Annotated in this window: 21 protein-coding genes; 7 read left to right on the forward strand and 14 right to left on the reverse strand. The window is 66.5% G+C overall.

The features are described 5' to 3' along the window. Positions 1-37: 37 nt before the first annotated feature. The 4 genes from IAE24_RS01630 to IAE24_RS01645 all read right to left on the reverse strand — a co-directional run bounded on the left by IAE24_RS01630 (position 38) and on the right by IAE24_RS01645 (position 3052). Positions 38-1015 carry a beta-ketoacyl-ACP synthase III gene (locus IAE24_RS01630; protein ID WP_013800991.1) on the reverse strand — a complete coding sequence of 326 codons (978 nt, stop codon included), beginning with the start codon at positions 1013-1015 and terminating at the stop codon, positions 38-40. A 5-nt stretch (positions 1016-1020) separates the two neighbouring features. Continuing rightward, positions 1021-2061, reverse strand: coding sequence for a phosphate acyltransferase PlsX (plsX, locus tag IAE24_RS01635; RefSeq protein WP_013800990.1), 1041 nt, complete (start codon positions 2059-2061; stop codon positions 1021-1023). Positions 2062-2174: 113 nt separating this feature from the next. Then, entirely contained in the window at positions 2175-2357 is a 183-nt protein-coding gene (gene rpmF, locus IAE24_RS01640) for a 50S ribosomal protein L32 (protein WP_012207072.1), read from the reverse strand. Positions 2358-2494: 137 nt separating this feature from the next. Then, the gene (locus IAE24_RS01645) at positions 2495-3052 is read right to left on the reverse strand and encodes a YceD family protein (protein ID WP_034396686.1); all 558 of its coding nucleotides are present in this window, start codon (positions 3050-3052) and stop codon (positions 2495-2497) included. Between the two features lie 25 nt (positions 3053-3077). Here IAE24_RS01645 and IAE24_RS01650 point away from each other — a divergent pair, with 25 nt between their 5' ends. Both IAE24_RS01650 and IAE24_RS01655 read left to right on the forward strand, forming a co-directional pair. After that, entirely contained in the window at positions 3078-3698 is a 621-nt protein-coding gene (locus IAE24_RS01650) for a Maf family nucleotide pyrophosphatase (protein ID WP_063328139.1), read from the forward strand. After that, a complete protein-coding gene (locus tag IAE24_RS01655; RefSeq protein WP_013800987.1) occupies positions 3695-4486 on the forward strand; it encodes an SAM-dependent methyltransferase in 792 nt (263 codons plus the stop codon). The genes IAE24_RS01650 and IAE24_RS01655 overlap by 4 nt, the downstream gene beginning before the upstream one ends. 86 nt (positions 4487-4572) lie before the next feature. Here the strand turns inward: IAE24_RS01655 and IAE24_RS01660 are convergent, their stop codons facing one another. Genes IAE24_RS01660 through IAE24_RS01680 form a run of 5 tightly spaced genes read right to left on the reverse strand, consistent with a single transcriptional unit; the run spans position 4573 to position 8023 of the window. Continuing rightward, entirely contained in the window at positions 4573-5619 is a 1047-nt protein-coding gene (locus IAE24_RS01660) for a S49 family peptidase (protein WP_012207076.1), read from the reverse strand. 1 nt (position 5620) lies between these two features. Then, positions 5621-5989 (reverse strand): Rieske (2Fe-2S) protein, encoded by a 369-nt coding sequence (locus IAE24_RS01665; RefSeq protein WP_197944088.1) that lies wholly within the window; start codon positions 5987-5989, stop codon positions 5621-5623. A gap of 49 nt (positions 5990-6038) precedes the next feature. Continuing rightward, positions 6039-6725, reverse strand: coding sequence for an HAD family hydrolase (locus tag IAE24_RS01670; RefSeq protein ID WP_012207078.1), 687 nt, complete (start codon positions 6723-6725; stop codon positions 6039-6041). Between the two features lie 24 nt (positions 6726-6749). Then, entirely contained in the window at positions 6750-7811 is a 1062-nt protein-coding gene (locus IAE24_RS01675; RefSeq protein WP_199960035.1) for an RluA family pseudouridine synthase, read from the reverse strand. After that, the gene (locus tag IAE24_RS01680; protein WP_230355005.1) at positions 7769-8023 is read right to left on the reverse strand and encodes a hypothetical protein; all 255 of its coding nucleotides are present in this window, start codon (positions 8021-8023) and stop codon (positions 7769-7771) included. Before IAE24_RS01680 ends, IAE24_RS01675 begins: the two co-directional genes overlap by 43 nt. A 323-nt stretch (positions 8024-8346) precedes the next feature. Here IAE24_RS01680 and IAE24_RS01685 point away from each other — a divergent pair, with 323 nt between their 5' ends. The 4 genes from IAE24_RS01685 to queF all read left to right on the forward strand — a co-directional run bounded on the left by IAE24_RS01685 (position 8347) and on the right by queF (position 14355). Beyond that, positions 8347-11481 (forward strand): Rne/Rng family ribonuclease, encoded by a 3135-nt coding sequence (locus IAE24_RS01685; protein ID WP_013800981.1) that lies wholly within the window; start codon positions 8347-8349, stop codon positions 11479-11481. Between the two features lie 118 nt (positions 11482-11599). Next, positions 11600-12385, forward strand: coding sequence for a peroxide stress protein YaaA (gene yaaA, locus IAE24_RS01690; RefSeq protein WP_199959983.1), 786 nt, complete (start codon positions 11600-11602; stop codon positions 12383-12385). 80 nt (positions 12386-12465) lie between these two features. After that, positions 12466-13350, forward strand: a complete 885-nt coding sequence (locus IAE24_RS01695) for a 2OG-Fe(II) oxygenase (protein WP_199959985.1) — start codon at positions 12466-12468, stop codon at positions 13348-13350. Positions 13351-13506: 156 nt separating this feature from the next. Continuing rightward, positions 13507-14355, forward strand: a complete 849-nt coding sequence (gene queF / locus IAE24_RS01700; protein WP_199959987.1) for an NADPH-dependent 7-cyano-7-deazaguanine reductase QueF — start codon at positions 13507-13509, stop codon at positions 14353-14355. A 23-nt stretch (positions 14356-14378) separates the two neighbouring features. Here queF and IAE24_RS01705 read toward each other — a convergent pair whose 3' ends face one another. The 5 genes from IAE24_RS01705 to IAE24_RS01725 all read right to left on the reverse strand — a co-directional run bounded on the left by IAE24_RS01705 (position 14379) and on the right by IAE24_RS01725 (position 20115). Then, positions 14379-15938: a methyl-accepting chemotaxis protein gene (locus IAE24_RS01705; protein ID WP_013800977.1), complete on the reverse strand. Its 1560-nt coding sequence runs from the start codon at positions 15936-15938 to the stop codon at positions 14379-14381. A gap of 191 nt (positions 15939-16129) precedes the next feature. Continuing rightward, a complete protein-coding gene (gene dinB, locus IAE24_RS01710) occupies positions 16130-17452 on the reverse strand; it encodes a DNA polymerase IV (RefSeq protein WP_199959995.1) in 1323 nt (440 codons plus the stop codon). A 42-nt stretch (positions 17453-17494) separates the two neighbouring features. After that, on the reverse strand, positions 17495-18433 hold the full coding sequence (locus tag IAE24_RS01715; protein ID WP_199959997.1) for a DMT family transporter: 939 nt from the start codon (positions 18431-18433) through the stop codon (positions 17495-17497). Between the two features lie 232 nt (positions 18434-18665). Then, the gene (locus IAE24_RS01720) at positions 18666-19493 is read right to left on the reverse strand and encodes an anti-sigma factor (protein WP_200016348.1); all 828 of its coding nucleotides are present in this window, start codon (positions 19491-19493) and stop codon (positions 18666-18668) included. 37 nt (positions 19494-19530) lie between these two features. Beyond that, positions 19531-20115 (reverse strand): RNA polymerase sigma factor, encoded by a 585-nt coding sequence (locus tag IAE24_RS01725; RefSeq protein ID WP_199960002.1) that lies wholly within the window; start codon positions 20113-20115, stop codon positions 19531-19533. A gap of 314 nt (positions 20116-20429) precedes the next feature. Here IAE24_RS01725 and IAE24_RS01730 point away from each other — a divergent pair, with 314 nt between their 5' ends. Beyond that, positions 20430-20978, forward strand: coding sequence for a DUF3455 domain-containing protein (locus IAE24_RS01730; protein WP_013800972.1), 549 nt, complete (start codon positions 20430-20432; stop codon positions 20976-20978). Positions 20979-20989 lie beyond the last annotated feature (11 nt).

Here is a 20989-nt window from a genome sequence, read left to right on the forward strand (position 1 = left end):
GCGCCATGGGAGCCTGCCGTCAGGCAGGCATCCCGCATCACATCTTGAGAAGCACCGCACCCCAGGTGAAGCCACCGCCCACGCCTTCCAGCAGCACGGTCTGCCCGGGCTTGACCTGGCCATTGCGCACGCCGTGGTCCAGCGCCAGCGGGATCGAGGCGGCCGAGGTATTGCCATGCTGGTCCACGGTCACCACCACCTTGTCCATGGACAGCTTGAGCTTGCGCGCCGTGCTTTGCATGATGCGGATGTTGGCCTGGTGAGGGATCAGCCAGTCGATATCGGCATCGGTGAGCCCGGCCTTGTCCAGCGTCGCGCGGGCGGCCTTTTCCAGCACGCCGACCGCCAGCTTGAACACGGCCTGTCCATCCATCTTCAGCAGCGGATCGCCAAGCACCTGTCCGCCGGACACATTGCCCGGCACGCAGAGGATGCCGACATGCTTGCCATCGGCATGCAGGTCGGACGCCAGGATCCCAGGCTGCTCGGACGCCTCCAGCACCACCGCGCCGGCGCCGTCGCCGAACAGCACGCAGGTCGTGCGATCGTTGAAATCAAGGATGCGGCTGAAGACTTCGGAACCCACCACCAGCGCGCGGCTTGCGGCGCCGGACTGGATCATGGCATCGGCCACCGTGAGAGCGTAGACAAAGCCGCTGCACACAGCCTGCACGTCAAAGGCCGCGCAGCCATTGGCGCCAAGCTTGTTCTGCAGGATGCAGGCCGTGGACGGGAAGACCATGTCTGGCGTCGAGGTGGCGACGATGATCAGGTCGATGTCCTGTGGCTGGCAGCCAGCGGCCTCCAGCGCTTTCTTCGACGCCTCCAGGGCCAGATCGCTGCTGGCCACGTCGGGCGCGGCAAAGTGACGGGCATGGATGCCGGTGCGCTCGACGATCCACTCGTTCGAGGTCTCGATGCCACGCTGAGCCAGCTCGGCTGCCAGATCGTGATTGGTGAGTCGGCGGGGTGGCAGGTAGCTGCCCGTGCCGGTGATGCGTGCGTAGCGTCTCATCTGTATTAGGGCGCCGACGGTCCCGATTCCGACTGCGCAGCCAGCAAAAGAGGCAGGGCTGCGGAGATGCGGGTACGGACACGGTCGAGCAGGTTGTTGCGGGCCGCATCATACGCGCGGTTCAGCGCGTGCTCGAAAGCCAAGGCATCGGCTGACCCATGGCTTTTGAACACCAGCCCACGAAGGCCCAGCAGCGCCGCACCGTTGTGACGCCGATGGTCCACACGATTCATCAGCGCAGTTAGCACCGGATAGGCAACGATTGCAGCCATTTTGGTGAAGATGTTGCGCTTGAACTCCTGCTTGAGGGCATTGGAGATCATGGACGCCACCCCCTCGGAAGACTTGAGGGCCACGTTGCCCACAAAGCCGTCGCAGACCACGACCTGGGTCGTGCCCTTGAAGATATCGTTGCCTTCGACGTTTCCGTAGAAGTTCAGGTGACCGGCCTTGCCTGCCGCGCGCAACAGTTCGCCCGCACGCTTGATGACTTCACTGCCCTTGATCTGCTCTTCGCCGATATTGAGCAGGCCCACCGAAGGCGCCTCTTCGTTGTTCAGCGCAGACACCAGAGCCGAGCCCATGACGGCGAACTGCAGCAGATGCTCAGCCGAGCAATCCACGTTGGCACCCAGGTCCAGCACCGTGGTGGCACCACCCTTGGCATTGGGCAACTGGGGAGCGATGGCGGGACGATCGATGCCATCCAGCGTCTTGAGCAGGTAGCGCGAGATGGCCATCAGCGCACCCGTATTCCCAGCCGACACGGCAGCAGCAGCCTGGCCATCCTTGACCTGCTGGATGGCGACGCGCATCGAGGAATCCTTCTTCCTGCGCAGCGCCACCTCGATCGGGTCATCCATGCCGACGACTTCCGAGGCCGGCACCACGCTGGCGCGCTCATGCGCAAAGCCAGCCAGCGCATCGGGCTGGCCGACCAGCAGCAGCCGGGCGTCGGAATGGGAATCGAGGAACTGGCGGCACGCCGCGAGCGTGACGCGGGGGCCGTGATCACCCCCCATGCAGTCAACGGCCAAAGTGATCATGAGCGACTGGCAAGCCTGTTGCGAGGCCTGGAAAGATAGGAACGGCCATCAGAAAAAACAAAAGCCCGCGCTACGAAAACTGTAGCCGCGGGCTCTGCGGGAACGGTCGAAGGTCAGGCTTCGGACTTGTTCTTCAGCACTTGACGGCCGCGGTACACGCCGTTGGGGCTGATGTGGTGACGCAGGTGGGTTTCACCCGTGGTGGGTTCCACGGCGATGCCAGGCACATTCAGTGCATTGTGCGAACGGTGCATACCGCGCTTGGAGGGGGACTTCTTGTTCTGCTGAACAGCCATGATGGCTCCTGTGTATCTGAAAAGGGTTGGTAAAAAACGCGATCAGCCCATTAAAGACACGAGGGGGTTTCGCGCGAAGCCCTTGATTATAGCGCAATCGCTTTTCCCGGCCTCGACCTTTTTTCCGGGCATCTCGATCAGTCTGCGGATTTGCCCACATCCAGGCCGCGAAGGACGGCGAACGGGTTGGGCTTGTCCTCGATGGCCTGCTCGAAGTCCGCGTCGCTGGACTGCAAGCTCACAGACTCGGGGCAGACATCGTGACGCGGCACCACGGGCAGTTCCATGAGCAACTCGTCCTCTATGAGCTCGAGCAGATTGAACTCGCGGCTGAGCACCAGCAGGTCCTCATCGCTTTCGTCGTCCTCGGACTCGGCCGTGGCTTCATCCGCAACAAAGCGAAAAGACCGATCAACCTGCAGGGTGATGGGCGCCAGGGCCAGGCAGCGCTGGCACACCATGGGCACGACGGCATCGGCCTGCAGATGCAGCCACACCTGACCGGGGCCGCCGGTCTGCTCGACCAGCTCGCCGTCCGCCTGCCAGTGCACCTGGCCGTGCGTGTCACCGGCATCCGGCTGCGCATCCTGGGCCAGACGCGGGAAGACTGACAGTGTTGTCTGGTCCTGAAGATGGCCCTGCGATTGCGCGAAAGCGCGAACATCGAGGCGGGCCGCAGAAAATTCCTTGCTCATGCGGGCAGTGTAAGAGAATCCGGGCATGCAAGCTCCCCACCCCGCCTTAGCCCAGGCTCCCGGCCTGGCGCGTCCCCTGATCCTTGGCTCCACCTCACGCTACCGCCGCGAACTCCTGGAGCGGCTGCGGCTGCCATTCCAGACCGTCTCCCCGGAAGTCGATGAAACACCTCTGGCCGGAGAGACACCGCACGCCCTTTCCCTGCGCCTGGCCCTGGCCAAGGCCCAGGCCGTGGCTGCGCTGCACCCCGGCGCCGTTGTCATCGGCTCCGACCAGGTGCCCGAGCTCGATGGCCTGCCGCTGTCCAAGCCCGGCAACCATGAACGCGCCACCGAACAGTTGCGCCAGATGAGCGGGCGCCAGATGAATTTCCACACTGCCGTGAGCGTGGTCTGCCAGGAAACCGGCTTTTCCGAGACCGACGTGGTGACGGTTCAGGTGCGCTTTCGCGATCTCAACGATGCGGAAATCGAGCGCTACCTGCGCGCCGAGCAGCCTTATGACTGCGCAGGCAGCGCCAAGAGCGAGGGCCTGGGCATTGCCCTGCTCGACGCCATCGTCAGCGACGACCCCACGGCACTGATCGGCCTTCCGCTGATCCGCACATGCCAGTTGCTGCGCGCCGCAGGAGCCGTGCTGCCATGAGCGATGCCATCACCAAGCCCCTGACAGGAACGCTCTACCTGGTGCCCGCGCCGCTGGACTTCGGCTGCGATGAGCAAACGCCGCTGACGCAGGTCCTGCCCGACGGGACACTGCGCACCGCTGCGCGGCTGACCCACTGGATCTGCGAAAACGCCAAGAGCACACGCGCCTATCTCAAGCGCATCGACGCGCTGCATGCACTGGCCCAGCCCTTGCAGACCCAGCAGATCACCGAGCTGCCGCGCGAGGCACACAAGAAGGGGGACCATGGCGACAAGGGTGCCGCCGTCTTTGACGCCAAGCCACTGCTCGCCCCCTTGCTGGCCGGACACGACATGGGACTGGTCAGCGAGGCCGGAATGCCCGCCGTGGCCGACCCCGGCAGCTCCATCGTGCGCGCCGCGCACGATTTGGGCATACGCGTCGTGCCGCTGATCGGACCCGTATCGCTGCTGCTGGCACTGGCCGCCAGCGGGCTCAACGGACAGAACTATGCCTTTGTGGGCTACCTGCCCCAGGATGCCGGCGGACGGGTGCAGCGCATCAAGGAGCTTGAAGCCCTGGCATTGCGCCAAGGCCAGACCCAGCAGTTCATCGAGACGCCCTACCGCAACGCCGCGCTTTGGCAAGCCCTGCTGCAGACGCTGCAACCCCATACCCGTTTGGCGTTGGCCTGCGGCCTGACGCTCGAGAGCGCCCGCATCGAAAGCCGACTGGTGCGCGAATGGCGCCAGCACAAGGAAGCGCCGGACAACCGCACGCCGGTAGTGTTCTCCATCGGCCGCTGAAGCCGCCCACCAGCGAAAAAGCCCGCCTTCGACAAGAAGGCGGGCTTTTTCGTCTTGGCAGACCCGAGCGGGAAACCCCGCAAGAATCAGCGCAGAGCCGGGAGGCTGGAACGCAGTGCCTGCACCGCACCGCCGCCAAAAGCCGCGCCGAAACGCTTGGCCAGGCGCTCGGCCACGTTGTCGCGGCGCGTGTAATCCACCACCTCTTCCGCCTTGACCACTTCACGGGCCACATAGTCAAGACTGCCCAGCTTGTCGGCCAGGCCCATCTCCACCGCCTGCTGGCCGGTCCAGAACAGGCCGCTGAAAGTCTCGGGCGTCTCATGCAGGCGGTCACCACGGCCAGCCTTGACCACGTTGATGAACTGCGAGTGGATCTGGCCCAGCATCTTGTGGGCATGTTCGCGCTGCCCTTCGGACATGGGGCTGAACGGGTCCAGGAAACCCTTGTTCTCGCCAGCCGTCAGCAGGCGGCGTTCCACGCCGAGCTTTTCCATGGCGCCGGTGAAGCCAAAGCCATCCATGAGCACGCCGATGCTGCCCACGATGCTGGCCTTGTCCACAAAGATCTCATCGGCGGCGGCGGCAATGTAGTAGGCGGCCGAAGCGCAGGTCTCTTCCACCACGGCATACAGGGGCTTGTCGTACTTGCCCTTGAGCCGCACGATTTCGTCATTGATGATGCCGGCCTGCACAGGGCTGCCGCCCGGCGAGTTGATCAGCAGCACCACGGCGCGCGAGCCCGAATCCTCGAAGGCACTGCGCATGGCGGCCACCACGAATTCCGCGCTGGCGTCGGCACCTGCGGCGATCTCGCCCTTGACCTCGACCACGGCCGTGTGCGGGGAGGAACTGGTCGTGGTCGCCGTGTCCTTGGCAAACAGCACCCACAGCACCACGAGGATGAGCGCCGTCCACAGCAGGCGGCCAAACAGGCGCCAGCGGCGCGAGGCACGCTGCTCGTTGATGGTGGCGAAGACCAGCTTTTCCAGCACCTCCCGCTCCCAGCCACTCGATGCCGCCGTGCGCGCATCGGCAGCCGCCGTGGCGGGCGTGGCCCGGGCCCACAGGTCCGCCCCCGGGGATGGGTGCGATGCGGAGCCAGGATTTTCCGGAGGTATGGGGGAAGTCATGTCAGAACTCGACGGGTTTCAGGTTATCGGCAGTATGCCAGTGCACCACCCCCGCGCTTTCGCTCAGGGAGATTTTCACAAGGCTGCCACGGCAGGGCCCGCCAGCGCAGGCGCCGCTGTCGGGCGCGTAGGCCGCTCCATGGGTTGCGCACAGCAGCCAGCGTCCGGTGTCATCGAAAAAGCGGTCCGGCTGGTAGTCCATCTCCATGGCCACATGGGTGCAGCGATTCAGATAGGCATGCACCTGTCCCTCGAAGCGGATGGCGAATGCGCGGCAGGCATGACCCGCGTAGACCACGTCGAAAGGCACGGCATTCGCCCCTTCCTGCAGGGCATCGCTGGCGCACAGAACGATGCGTTCAACGGTCAACGGCACACCTCACGAGCATGAATCAACGCGCTGACGCGGGCATGACGACTCAGCCATGGGCCAACAGCCACTGATGCAAATCCGCAACACTCTGCGCCACATGCAACGGCTTCAGCACGCCAAAGCCGTCGGTGGGATGCGCGCCATAGCCCACGCCTACGCTGGCACAGCCTGCATTGCGGGCCAGTTCCAGGTCGTGCGTGGTGTCGCCGATCATCAGCACCCGCGAAGGGTCCGCACCAAATTCGGCCATCAGCTCCTGCAGCATCAGCGGATTCGGCTTGCCGGCGGTCTCGTCCGCCGTGCGCGAGCTGTCGAACATGCCGCGCAGCTGCGGGTCCTGCAGCGCATCGTTCAGACCACGGCGGCTCTTGCCCGTGGCCACGGCCAGCAGGTGCCCTCGCTCGCGCAGCGCCGCCAGCATGGGCAGCACGCCGGCGAACAGGCTGATGTCGTCCTGGTGCTTGATGAAATGGTGGCGATAGCGGTTGCCCAGCTCGGGGTATTTTTCGGGAGGCACATCGGGCGCTGCACGCGCCAATGCGGGCATCAGCGCCATGCCGATCACATAGGACGCCGCCTCATCGCTGGGAGGCGTGCCCCCCACATCGGCCACGGCCGCCTGAATGCACTTGACGATCACCGCGGTGGAATCCGACAGCGTCCCATCCCAGTCGAAGGCAATGAGATCGAAGCGGCGCGCACGGTGCATCTCGGAAGAACCAGGATTTGTCATATCTACAAGGAGTCGGAGCCAGCGTCAGCCGGCGAAACGGGCCAGTTCTTCGGGAAGCTCGGCGCGCAGCTCCACCCGCTCGCCACTGGCCGGGTGGGTGAACTGTAGCCGCCATGCGTGCAGGAACATGCGTTTGAGACCCTGTTTCTGCAGGCGTCGGTTCAGGTCGAAGTCGCCATATTTGTCATCGCCCGCAATCGGGTGCCCCTGGCTGGACAGGTGCACGCGGATCTGGTGCGTGCGCCCGGTCTTGATGGTCACCTCCAGCAGGCTCATGGCCGGCAGTCCCAGCAGGGGCTGGGGCGCCAGCGTGCTGCGAACGCGCACCAGCGTGACGGAGCGCATGCCGTCAGGATCATCGACCGTGGTCACCCGCACGCGGCGTTCGCCGTCGGCCTGCAGGTATTTGTGCAGCGGCAGATCAATCACCTTGTGGTTGGCCGGCCAGGTGCCCTGGACCAGGGCCAGGTAGGTCTTGCCGGTCTCGCGCTCGCGGAACTGGTCCTGCAGATGGGTCAGCGCCGAGCGCTTCTTGGCCACCAGCAAGATGCCGGATGTCTCGCGGTCGAGCCGATGCACCAGCTCCAGAAAACGGCTTTGCGGCCGCGCCTGGCGCAGTTGCTCGATGACACCAAAACTCACACCCGAGCCGCCATGCACGGCCACACCGGCGGGCTTGTCGATGGCGATCAGGTGCTCGTCTTCCAGCAGACTGGGGAAATCCCTGGCTGGCGCTGGCCGCTCGGCCTTTTCGGCGACTTTTTCGGAAATGCGCACGGGCGGTATGCGGACGATATCGCCGGTAGAAACGCGGGTTTCCGCACTGACGCGCCCTTTGTTGATGCGCACTTCTCCACTGCGGATGATGCGATAGACATGGGTCTTGGGAACGCCCTTGAGATGGCGTATGAGAAAGTTGTCCAACCGCTGTCCGGCCGAATCGTCATCGACTTCGATCAGCCGCACTGCGGCAGTGGCTGCGTTCAGGGAACGGTCGTCTGCCGGTTTGCCCTCTATAATGTGTTTCACCTGTGCCGAACTATTTATAAGTGGTTGATTCTCATGGAGTTTAGTCCAAACAACCATTTCCCCGCACAGGCAGGTCGATGCCATCCGGTGTCATGCACGCGAAACAGCAGGAAAAGATGGCCTGCGAAGTTCGTCGTTGCATCGGTTGTGGCTGACGAATTGAAACACTGATACGGAATCTCAAGCTGGCAGAAGGGGTCGGACCCGGCGTCCACCGCTGCCAGCGGATCAAAAGCGAGCATGTGGATCTTTTGGGCATGGATGGTCACGCTGTGGAGCAGGAAAACGCCTGCGCCCAGGATCATTGCCGCCCCCAAGCCTCCCGCCTGCCCCGCACGTGCAGCAGCTTCGCTTGAAGCTGGACGGCGTGCCTCTCTCATCGCTCTCGTCCCCCTGCCCTTGCCCCCATTGCTGACTTGAGCCAGGTCTCAAGCATCAAGGCATCCGGCGATTCCTTTCGTTTCGACGCGTCAGTCCGGCATCTCGGCTCCCTCGCGAGCCTGTCTTTGATTACAAGTCAAAGGCGTGACGGTCTGGCAGCAGAGGCTGCACTCCGGCGCGCCCCAGAGAAAACGAATAAAGGAAACGCATCATGAAACGGATGCTCATCAACGCCACGCAGTCGGAAGAACGTCGCCTTGCCATCGTCGATGGCCAGAAGCTGCTCGACTACGAAATCGAAATCGAAGGGCGCGAGCAGCGCAAGGGCAACATCTACAAGGCCGTGGTCACGCGCGTGGAGCCCAGCCTCGAGGCCTGCTTCGTCGATTACGGCGAGGACCGCCACGGCTTCCTGCCCTTCAAGGAAATCTCCAAGCAGTATTTCGCCGAAGGCGTCTCCCCCAGCCAGGCCCGCATCAACGAAGTCATCCGCGAAGGCCAGGAACTGATCGTCCAGGTCGAGAAGGAAGAGCGCGGCAACAAGGGCGCGGCCCTGACCACCTTCATCTCGCTGGCCGGCCGCTACGTGGTGCTGATGCCCAACAACCCGCGCGGCGGTGGCGTCTCGCGCCGCATCGAGGGCGAGGACCGTGCCGAACTCAAGGAGGCGATGGACCAGCTTGAGTACCCCAAGGGCATGTCCATCATTGCGCGCACCGCCGGCATCGGCCGCACCGCGCCCGAGCTGCAGTGGGACCTGAACTACCTGCTCAAGCTGTGGAACGCCATCGACGGCGCCGCCAAGTCGGCCAAGGGCGCCTTCCTGATCTACCAGGAATCGAGCCTGGTGATCCGCGCCATCCGCGACTACTTCAATGGCGACATCGGCGACATCCTCATCGACACCGACGACATCTACGAGCAGGCGCAGCAGTTCATGCAGCACGTCATGCCCGAGCATGCCGCCCGCGTCAAGCGCTACCGTGACGACGCCCCGCTGTTCAGCCGCTTCCAGATCGAGCACCAGATCGAATCGGCCTACGCGCGCACCGTGACCCTGCCCTCAGGCGGCGCCATCGTCATCGACCACACCGAAGCGCTGGTCTCCATCGACGTGAACTCGGCCCGCGCCATCAAGGGCGGCGACATCGAGGAAACCGCCACACGCACCAACCTGGAAGCCGCCGACGAAGTCGCGCGCCAGATGCGCCTGCGTGACCTGGGCGGCCTGATCGTCATCGACTTCATCGACATGGAGGAGAGCAAGAACCGCCGCGAGGTCGAGAACCGCCTGCGCGACGCGCTGCGCCAGGACCGTGCCCGCGTGCAGTTCGGCACCATCAGCAAGTTCGGCCTCATGGAGATGAGCCGCCAGCGCCTCAAGCCGGCCCTGTCCGAAGGCGCGCACATCAACTGCCCGCGCTGCGGTGGCTCCGGCCACGTGCGTGACACGGAAAGCTCGGCGCTGCAGATCCTGCGCATCATCCAGGAAGAGTCCATGAAGGACAACACGGCCGCCGTGCACTGCCAGGTGCCCGTGGAAGTGGCCAGCTTCCTGCTCAACGAAAAGCGCGGCGAGATCACCAAGATCGAACTCAAGCAGCGCGTCAACGTGATCATGGTTCCCAACAAGTCCATGGACACGCCGCACTACAAGCTCGAGCGCCTCAAGCACGACGACGTGCGCCTGGAAAGCATGGAAGCCAGCTACAAGCTGGCCGAGGAGCTGGACGCGGAAACCACGGTGACGCGCCGCTCGCAGGAGCCCACCAACAAGCAGACGCCCATGATCAAGGGCGTGCTGCCCGACATGCCGGCCCCCATCGCCGAGCCCCGTCCCGAAGGCAGCCGCAACCGCCCGGCCAACGGCCAGCAGCGCGATGCCAAGCCTGCGGCAACCGCTGCAGCGCCCGCACCGGCCGTCGCCCCCGTCGTGGTCCGCGAGCAAGGCTTCTTTGCCTGGCTCAAGAGCCTGTTCGGCTTTAGCGCGGCACCTGCGCCAGTCGCAGCGCCCGCTCCGGCCGCCGAAGCCCCCGCTCGCGAAGCACGCCGTGACGGCCGCAACGACAACCGTGGCCGCCGCAACGAACGCAATGGTGAGCGTGGCGAGCGCTCGGAGCGCAATGGAGAGCGCGCTGGCGCCCCCAATGCCGAACGCCAGGCCGGCAACGGTGACCGCAACCGCCGCAATGCCGAGCGTGGTGAGCGCACTGAACGCGGTGAACGCCCGGAGCGTGGAGAGCGCCCGGATCGTGGCGAGCGCGGTGAGCGCGCCGACCGCGGCGAACGCCGTGGCCGTGGTGAACGCAGCCGTGACGGTGAAAGCCGCCAGCCGCTGGAAGCCGTGAACGGCGTGGCCGCTGTCGCTGCAGATGGCAGCACCATCGAGCAGCGTCCCGAGCGCGCCCCGCGTGGCGAGCGCCAGGAGCGCGGCGAAGGCCGCCGCGAACGTGGCGAGCGCGGTGAACGTGGTGAACGCGCCGAACGCAGCGAGCGCCAGCCCCGCCAGTTCGAAGTCGCTCCCGAGACCGAAGAGAACCTGGACAACCAGGCCCAGCAACAGGACCCGTCCCTGGACAACGCTGCCCCCGCCTCCGGCGAAGAGCAGCCGCGCCAGCGCCGTTCGCGCGACCGCTATGGCCGTGACCGCCGCGAGCGTGGCGATCGCGGTGACCGTGCAGAGCGCGCACCGCGCGAAGCGGAGGGCGAAGCCGTCCAATCCTTCGAAGCCGCCGCTCCCGAGCAGGACCAGCCTGCCCGCCGCAGCTACTTCAACGCAGCCAGCCCTGCCGCCGAAGCCCAGGCTTCTGAAGCCATGGCCGAAGCGCAAGTGCCTGCGCAGCCCGCAGCAGCTGCAGCAGCCCAAGCGGTGCAGCAACCCGTCGCGGCCCCCGTGCCCGAGCAGCAGGTTGCCGCTCCCGCGCCTGTGGCTGCGGTGACCCCCGCGCCGGTCGCACCCGCCCCCGTGGTGGCACCCGTGGCAGCACCTGCACCCGTGGCCGCTCCTGCCGCAGTGGCAGTCGCGCCCGCAGCAGCCAAGGCCGTTGAAGCAACCGCCGAACGCGGCCTGCCCAAGGTCCAGGCCTACCAGTTGCCCATGTCCGAGCTGCAGGCGCTGGCCGCCGCTTCGGGCCTGCAATGGGTGGGCTCCGATGCCGACAAGGTGGCGGCAGCCCAGGCAGCCATCGCCGCCGAACCGCAGCCCGAGCGCGTCGTGCGCGAGCGCCCGCCCGTGGTCGCTCTGGATGACGGCCCGCTGATCCTCGTGGAAACACGCAAGGACCTCAGCGAACTGCAGCTGCCGTTCGAGCAGCAGCCGCAGCCACAGGGCGCGGCCCAGGTCTGACCACAGACAGTGACAACACAGGGGCCCTCGCGGCCCCTGTTTGTTTCCGCCTCCGCCCTCACCTCATCTGTCTCCCCACGCCTTCCGTCCACCTCTTTCCAGGAGCTTCCGTCCCGCCATGCTGTTGCTGCTCTCCCCCGCCAAATCGCTGGACTACGACACGCCACTGCCCCTGAAACTGCCGCACACGCTGCCCGTCTTCTCCGAACAGCCGCTGGAGCTGATCGAAGTGCTGCGCCGCCAGTCGCCCCAGCAACTGTCGGAACTGATGGGTATCAGCGACAAGCTGGCCGCGCTCAACGTGGCGCGCTACGAGGCCTTCAGCCCGCGCTTCACGGCCACCAACGCCCGGCAGGCGCTGCTCGCCTTCAACGGCGATGTCTACGAGGGCCTGCAGGCACGCAGCCTGGATGCCGAGGACCTGGACTGGGCACAGCAGCACCTGGCCATCCTCAGCGGCCTGTATGGCGTGCTGCGCCCGCTGGACCGCATGCAGCCCTACCGCCTGGAAATGGGCACCCGGCTGGAAACCGCGCATGGCAGCAACCTCTACCAGTTCTGGGGCAGCCGCATTGCCGAGCACCTGAACCAGCGCGCGGCCAAGCAGCCGGCGGGCGAGCGCGTCATCGTCAACCTGGCTTCGCAGGAATACTTCAAATCGGTAGACTTGAAGCACCTCAAGCCCCCGGTGGTGGAATGCGCATTCGAGGATTACAAGAACGGCGCCTACAAGATCATCAGCTTCCATGCCAAACGTGCGCGCGGGCTGATGGCACGATTTGCCATACAACGACGCGCTCGCAGCGCGGCTGAACTCGAAGCCTTCGATCTGGAGGGCTACGCGCTGGCGCCAGCTTCCTCGACGCCTGCGCGCCTGGTGTTCCGTCGCAAGACCGCTGACTGAGCTTCGCCGGCCCCACCGGCCGGCCCCGGCCTCGATGCCTTTGGAGTCCATTCACCGCGGCAAGGGCCGCACTGCACGCCATGAGCCTCAAATCCTCACCAGATTCCCAGACCGCCGCGCGGGACCTGCCCGTGGGTCTCACGCCTGAACTCATGCAATGGGTGCGCGACCAGCGCGCATCCGGCATAGGGCCTGCGGCCCTGCTGCGCTCCATGCGCGACGTGGGCTGGAGCGAAGAACTGGCAAGGCGGGCGCTGGACCTGCCCGAACAGGGCGAGGTGTCGCCACCGGCCGTCGTCGTCTCGGCCTCGAGCCTGCCCGAACCGGACCTTGCCCAGGACCCCAGCAGCATCGATGTCGGCGACCGCCAGGTCCAGGTACTGGTCAGCATGCGCAACCCGCGCATCGTGGTCTTCGGCAACCTGCTCTCGCATGAGGAGTGCGACGCCATCATCGCTGCCGCACGTCCGCGCATGGCGCGCTCGCTCACCGTGGCCACGCAAAGCGGCGGCGAAGAGATCAATGACGACCGAACCAGCAACGGCATGTTCTTCCAGCGCGGGGAAACCGGCATCGTCAGCCAGCTGGAAGAACGCATCGCCCGCCTGTTGCGCTGGCCGCTGGACCATGGCGAGGGCCTGCAGGTGCTGCACTACGGCCCGGGCGCCGAATACAAGCCCCACCACGACTACTTCGCGCCCGGCGAACCCGGCACGCCCACCATCCTCAAGCGCGGCGGCCAGCGCGTGGGCACCCTGGTCATCTACCTGAACGAGCCCGAGCGCGGCGGCGCCACCATCTTTCCCGAAGTGCCACTGCAAGTGGTTCCGCGCCGGGGCAACGCCGTCTTCTTCAGCTACGAGCGCCCCGATCCCTCCACGCGTACCCTGCACGGCGGCGCGCCCGTGCTGGCCGGCGAGAAATGGATCGCCACCAAATGGCTGCGCGAGCGCGAATTCCACTGAAGAGCCAGCGAACCCGGGCGCACCGACCCTTATTGACCTTATATGGCCGCCCATGCCTGCGGGCATGGAAATTCAGTTAGCTTCAAAGCCTGGGTCCACGCGCTCCGCGCGGACCGTCCATGCCTGACCAGCGCCGGCACGGCCGGCCCTTTTTCCATGAACACTCCCGAACAATCCCAGCTGGGCAAAAGCTCCGCCTACATCGACCAGTACGCCCCCTCGCTGCTGTTCCCCCTGCCCCGCGCGCCCAAGCGCGAAGAAATCGGCATTCAGGGCAGCCAGATGCCCTTCTTCGGCGCCGACCTGTGGACGGCCTTCGAGCTGTCCTGGCTCAACCTGCGCGGCAAGCCGCAGGTGGCGCTCGTGCATTTCACGATTCCCTGCGAGACCCCCAATCTCATCGAAAGCAAGTCCTTCAAGCTCTACCTCAACAGCTTCAACAACACCCGCCTGGCCGACGCGGCCGAAGTCCAGGCACGCCTGCGCACCGACCTGGCCGAAGCACTGTGGCGAGGCAGCGAGCAAAAGGGCAGCATCGGCGTGAAGATCATCGGCCTGGACCGATTCGACCAGGAAATGGTGCAGGAACTGGATGGCCTGCTGCTGGACCGCCTGGACGTGGAATGCACGCAGTACCAGCCCGCCCCAGAGCTGCTGCACGCCAACCATGAAGAAGGCCCCGTCACCGAAACCCTGGTCAGCCACCTGCTCAAGAGCAACTGCCTGGTCACAGGCCAGCCCGACTGGGGCAGCGTGCAGATCCGCTACAGCGGCGCGCAGATCGACCAGGAAGGCCTGCTGCAATACCTGGTGAGCTTCCGCAACCACAACGAATTCCATGAGCAATGCGTGGAACGCATCTTCATGGACATCTGGACCCGCTGCCGCCCCCTCAAGCTCTCGGTGTACGCACGCTACACGCGCCGTGGCGGCCTGGACATCAACCCGTTCCGCACCAGCCATCCTGGCGCCTTGCCGGCCAACGTGCGCTCGGCGCGGCAGTAAAAAAGGCGGCCGGCCCCTTCCCCTCACCGCAACGTAAACACCTCCAGCGACCGCTCCAGCGACTGGGCGCTGGCGCGCAGCGAGCCCGCCGCGCCGGCCGATTGCTCGACCAGGGCGGCGTTTTGCTGGGTGACGGAGTCGAGCTGGGCCACGGCGTCGTTGACCTGGGCGATGCCTACGGATTGTTCGCGCGTGGCGATGCTGATCTGGTGGACCAGGTCGCTGACGCGGCCCACGGCGTCGACCATGCCGTCGATGGTGCGGCCTGCGGCGTCCATGCGGGCGTTGCCATCGTTGATGCCGTCCACGGTGCGGTTGATGAGGCCGCTGATTTCCTTGGCGGCGGAGGCGCTGCGCTGGGCCAGGGCGCGCACTTCGCCGGCCACGACGGCAAAGCCGCGGCCCTGCTCGCCTGCGCGTGCTGCTTCGACGGCGGCATTCAAGGCCAGCAGGTTGGTCTGGAAGGCAATGCTTTCGATCACGCCGATGATCTCGCCCATGCGGCGCGAGGAGCCGCGGATGTGCTCCATGGCAGAGCCCACTTCCTGGATGGCGGCGCCGCTCTTGCCGGCGACCTGGCGGCTCTGGTCGCTTTCATGGGCCATGAGCTGGGCCGTGTCGGCGGTCTGTGCGACGGTGCCCGATATCTCTTCCATCGAGGCCGCCGTCTGCTGCAGGCTGGTGGCCTGGGATTCTGTGCGCTGCGCGAGGTCGAAGCTGCCCTGGGCGATCTCGTGGGCGGTGGTGGCAAAGCCGCGCATTTCGGTGCGCACGTCGCCGACCACGGCGCGCAGGTTGATCTGGATCTGCTGCAGCCGCTGCATCAGGGCGCCCATGGGGCCGCTGTAGTCGTGCTGCATGTTGGTGCCCAGCTGGCAGCTGGCAATGTCGGCGGCAAAGCCGCTGGCCTGCTCCAGGCCCGCCACGCAGCGCTGCTGGAAGCGCCACAGCACAAAGCTGCCCCCCGCCAGCAAGGCGGCCAGGCGCGTGCCCCAGGCTGCGGCGCCCTGCCAGCCCAGCAGGTCGGGCAGCATGGCGGCCAGGCCCACGCCGCCCAGCATCAGCGCCATGCGGGCTGTCAGGCCCAGGTCGCTGCGGCGGTCCCACAGCCCGGCCAGGCCCAGGCGGCGCAGTTCACCGCCGCGCAGTCGCAGGGTTTCCTGGCCGGCATCGGCTTCGGCGCGCATGCGGGCATAGAGGGCTTCGGCGGCTTCGATCTCGTCCGGCCGGGGCTTGGTGCGCACCGACAGGTAGCCGCGCGGTCTGCCGCCTTCCATGATGGGCGTGACGTTGGCGCGCACCCAGTAGTGGTCGCCGTTCTTGCGCCGGTTCTTGACCAGGGCAGTCCACGGGTAGCCGTGGGCGATGGTGCGCCACATGTCCTTGAAGGCGGCGGCCGGCATGTCCGGGTGGCGGATCAGGTTGTGCGGCTGCTCGATCAGTTCCTCGTAGGAATAGCCGCTGACCCGCACGAAGGCCGGGTTGCAATGGGTGATCTCGCCCTTGGTGTTGGTGACGGATACCAGCAGCTCATCGCCCGGAAAGTCGTAGTTGAGCTGGCTGACGGGCAAATTCACGCGCATGGGTACCACTCCTTTGGGATGTCTCTTGTTCTTGTGAAATGGCATGGCAAAACGCTCAGAAGCCACCGGAATCCATCAAACGGAAACACAAATTCACATTTCCAAATCATCTCACAGCAAGGCAACCGCAGTCTCATGCTCGGAACTGGTGCATGGGTTTACAGCGTGTGCGCCAGATTTGTGGTGATGATTCAGAACAGTTGAGGTGTAAAGGGATCGCTGTCCGGCGCGGGTTGGGCCGGTCCCCTGAGCAGTTGCTCGCGCGCCAGCGGGTCGTGGGCGGTGGCATTCCAGTCGGCCGTGCGAACGAGGTTGCCCACGCGCACGCCCAGCAGGCGCAGCCGCTTGGCCAGGGGCACGCGCTTGAGGCATTGGCCTGCGGCGCGGCGCAGGGTGGCGGCATCGGCCATGGGCAGCTCCAGCGTGTGGTCGCGCGTGGCGGTCTTGAAGTCGTCGTAGCGCAGCTTGATGCCGACGGTGCGGCCCATGTAGCCCTTGCGCTGCAGGTCCTGGGCCAAGCGTTCGCACAGGTCGGTGAAGATGGCGCTCAGTTCGGCCCGGTCGCGCACGGCGTGCAGGTCGCGCTCGAAGGTGGTTTCGCGGCTCATGGAGACGGGCTCGCTGTGCGTGACCACGGGCCGCTCATCGCGCCCCCAGGACACGCCATGCAGCCAGTTGCCGTAGGCGCGGCCGAACCACTGCACGAGCTGGGGCAGGCTTTGCTTGGCCAGCTCGCCAATGGTCTGTATGCCCAGCGATTGCAGCTTGGCGTCGGCCTTGGGGCCTATGCCGTTGATCTTGCGGCAGGCCAGCGGCCAGATCACGGCCTGCAGATCGTCGGGCTGGACGATGGAGATGCCGTTGGGCTTGTTGAATTCGCTGGCCATCTTGGCCAGCAGCTTGTTGGGCGCCACGCCGATGGAGCAGGTCAGGCCCGTGGCATCGGTGATGGTTTTCTGGATCAGCCGCGCCAGCACGCGCCCGCCTTCGCGCTGGCCACCGGGCACATCGGTGAAGTCGATGTAGACCTCGTCCACGCCGCGGTCCTCCATCAGCGGGGCGATGGAGACGATGATTTCCTTGAACATGCGCGAGAAGCGCCGCACCTCGGCAAAGTCCACGGGCAGCAGGATGGCCTGGGGGCACAGGCGCGCGGCCTTCATCATGCCCATGGCCGAGCCCACGCCGAACTGGCGCGCCGGGTAGGTGGCCGTGGTGATCACGCCCCGGCCCACGTAGTCCTTGAGGCGCGAGAACTCGTCCACCGGAATCTCGTTCAGCCGGCCGGCGTAGCGCGCATCCAGCGCCTCGTCGTGCGCGCGGCGTCCGCCGCCGATGACCACGGGCAGTCCCTTGAGCTGCGGATAGCGCAGCAGCTCCACCGAGGCATAGAAGGCGTCCATGTCCAGGTGGGCGATGCGGCGCGGGGGCGCAGCATCGGCAGGGCTTGCGGGTGTCGGGGGTGTCGTGGGTGTCGTTTCAGGCACGCCGCCATTATTGCGGCAACTGTGCATTCATACAGCTTGCAAGGCTTGTTCACACAGGCCCTGGACCATTCATCCCTGCAGGCAGATCAGCACCAGTCCGAGCACCATGAGGCCCATGCCGATCATTTCCTGGCGGCTCAGGCTTTCGCTGAGCACGCGGCGCGAGACGATATAGCTGAACACCACCTCGACCATGCCCAGCGTGCGCACGGGTGCCGCGCCCTGCATGGCGTAGGCAGTGAACCAGGCCAGCGAGGCGGCCGCGCCCATGCCACCGGCCAGCAGCGAGACGCGCCAGGCGCGGAAGATGGGGCGCAGGCCCTGCGCGTGGGTGCGCGCGATCCAGGCGCCCAGGCCCAGGGTCTGCATGAGCTGGGCGATCAGCACGCCCCAGGCGCCCGACAGCCAGGGAGATATCTCGCCCAGGCGCGCCAGTTCCACGGCGCCGCCCCGGTAGCCCACGGTGGCAATGGCAAAGCAGGCACCGCAGGCCAGGCCGTAAAGTGCCGAGCGGCTGGCCCAGGCCGACAGCGACAGCATCTGGCCGCGCGGCGGCAGCGACAGGATGAGCACGCCAAAGGTGGCCAGCCCCATGGCCAACAGGGCCACGACCGTGGGCATCTCGTGCAGGAAGATGCCGGCGAACAGGGCCACCTGCAGCACCTCGGTCTTGGACAGGGTGACGGCCACGGCGAAGTTGCGCTCCTTCATGGCCAGCAGCAGCGCCGCCGTGGCCGCGACCTGGAAGAAGGCCCCCAGCGCGATCCAGCCGAGGTAGGCCCATGAGAACCGGGGCAGCGACCAGGCGCCATCGCCTCCCAGGTACAGCGCCAGCAGGTAGATGCCGGCAAACGGCAGGCCGTACAGAAAGCGCACCAGGGTGGCCGGCAGGGTGCCGAGCTCGGCGGTCAGCGAGCGCTGGGCCGTGTTGCGCACGGTCTGGGCGGCTGCGGCGAACAGCACCACGGGCACCCACAGCCAGGTCAGGTCTTGGAGGGAAGAAAGCATGTCGGCAAAAAAGGGAAGGCACCGCCGGCAAGGCGCGGGCGACTGAGTGCCGGCCAGCATAGCCGCCGGTCGGGCACCAGGCGCACGCGCTTGGAGAAGGCTGCCGCGCCCGGCAGCGAAACAGAGGCCGGCCAGCCAGCGCTGCACGCGCGCCCTGCTCTGGCCAGGGCAAGCAGGCTGCGTTGTGCAGCAGCACGGCCGTCGCCAATGGCGAGCGGGCCTGCGCTGCGCGCTACAGGTCGCGCCGGATCAGCGCACCCTTGAACAGCACCGGCCCCGTGGGCCCGGTCTGGCTGGGCACGCCGCCCTTGGGCTCCAGGCTGATGGCCAGGGCAGGCACGCCCTGGACCTCGGCGGCCGCGGCGGTCAGCTTGACCAGCTTGTCGCGTCCCAGCACGCCCAGCGATTGCGGGCCGCCCTGGGGCGGCAGGGCCCACAGCTGCAGTGATTTGTCGGAGGCCTCATGGAAGTCGCCCACGCGCTGCAGCACCAGGATGTTCTTGCCGGGGTCGAAGGTCACGAGCATGGAGGCATCGGCCTTGTCGTCGGCCAGCACGGCCACGTACTGGATCTGGGGCGCGGCCTGCAGCGCAGCCTGGGTGGCCTGCAACTGGTTGTTCAGCACGGCCAGCTGGCGCTCGCCGCTTTGGCGCAGGTCCTGGTGCGACCACAGCCCCACGGCCACGGCCGCCACGGTGGCGCAGGCGCCCAGCACGGCGGCGCCGCGCCACCAGGCCAGGGCGCGGCCCACGGCGGATTCCGTGCGCCGGGCCATGCCAGGCGCATCGTCGGCGCGCCGCCGGTGCGCCTGGGCGGCGCGGGCCTTTTCGGCCTGCAGCAGGTTATCGATACGGACCCAGACCGCATCGTCAGGGCGCACGGGCGCCTGCATTTCGGACAGGGCCGACCAGCGGCCCTGCCACAGCAAGGCGGCGGCGCGCACCGGGGCCTGGTCACGGGCCAGTTGCTCGAAGCGGCGGCGTGCCGCGCCCCGCAGCGTGCCCAGGGCGTAAGCGGCGGCCAGCCGGTCCAGCAGTTCGGGGTGTCGGGAAATATTCATGGCAAATCCTTTGGCCGCTCAGAGCATGTCAACTGCTTCACGCATGGCGTGACAGGCAGCGGCGCAGCTGCTCCAGGCCGCGCCGTATCCAGGTCTTGACCGTGCCCAGCGGCAGTTGCAGCTGGCCCGCCAGCTCGCCATGGCTGAGGTCGCGCAGATAGGCCAGGCTGACCACCTCACGCTGGCGGCCTTCCAGCCGCTCCAGGCACTGGTACAGCGCCACGGCCTGTTCGCTGGCCTCGGCCAGTTGCAGCGGTCCCTGGCTTTCATCGTTCCCACCGCCATGGGCCGCCGGTTGCGCCTCGTCGAACTCTTCGTTCAGGTGCAGGCGTTCGGCGCGGCGCCGGCGCAGAAAGTCCAGGGCCCGGCTGCGCACCACCAGGCCCATCCAGGCCAGCGGCGGGCTGAGCGTGCCCCGGTAGCCCGAGGCGCCGCGCCAGATGTGCAGGTAGCTGTCCTGCAGCACGTCTTCGGCCCAGTCCTTGTGCCGCAGGATGCGCAACGCCAGTCCGTACAGCCGGGACGAGGTGGCCTCGTACAGGCTGCGGAGCGCGGGCTCGTCCTGCGCTGCGATGCGGTCCAGAAGGTCCATCAGCTCTTGGTCGGTTGGTGTGGTGCCCATGCACGCATTGTGGGCGAGCGGGCGGCCCCGTGGCCCGCACTGTTGCGTGGCCGCCCGGGGGCTTGTTCTGTCTTTCGATCGGATTCAAGGGGCATATCGGTGCTCAGCCGGGGGGGTTGCAGAAGGTCTGGCAGGGGTCTCCCGGCTTGCACCGGCCCTCCGTGAGCAATACGCAGCGCATTGCGAACCGGATGCGGATAAATTTTTTTTCCATTCAGGTGAATCCAGCGGCTGCCTTGCTGCGTATTCCCTGTGTCGCGCCCCGGAAAGCGGTCCAAGGCGACACCCCTCAACCCATCGACCTGGAGACCTTCATGAGCTACATCCTCCCCCTCGGCCTGGCCACCATGGCCGCACTGACCCTTGGCGCCTGCTCCTCCATGGACATGGGCAAGAGCTATTCCCAGTCCGACCTGCCGGCCGCCGTGCAGGTGCCCGCAGGCCACAAGGTTGCCATGGAGACGGTGGGCATAGGCCAGATCACCTATGAATGCCGCGCCAAGAAGGACCAGGCGATGGAGCAGGAATGGGCCTTTGTCGGCCCCGATGCGCGTTTGACGGACCGCCAGGGCCGCGTCATCGGCCGCTACTTCGGCCCGCCCGCCACCTGGGCGCACCAGGACGGCTCCAAGGTCACGGCCACCCAGGTCGCCGTGGCGCCGTCCAGCGCGGGCAACATCCCCATGCAACTGGTCAAGGCCGAGCCCGCCACCGGCATGGGCGCCATGCAGGGCGTGACCTATATCCAGCGCGTGGCCACGCGCGGCGGCGTGGCCCCTGCCATGGCCTGCAACAGCTCCACGCTGGGCCAGAAGCAGGTCGTGCAGTACCAGGCCGACTACATCATCTGGAAGGCCGCCTGACGCGGCCCGGC

This window comes from Delftia sp. S65, from assembly GCF_016516495.1.
Taxonomy (GTDB): Bacteria; Pseudomonadota; Gammaproteobacteria; order Burkholderiales; family Burkholderiaceae_C; genus Comamonas; species Comamonas acidovorans.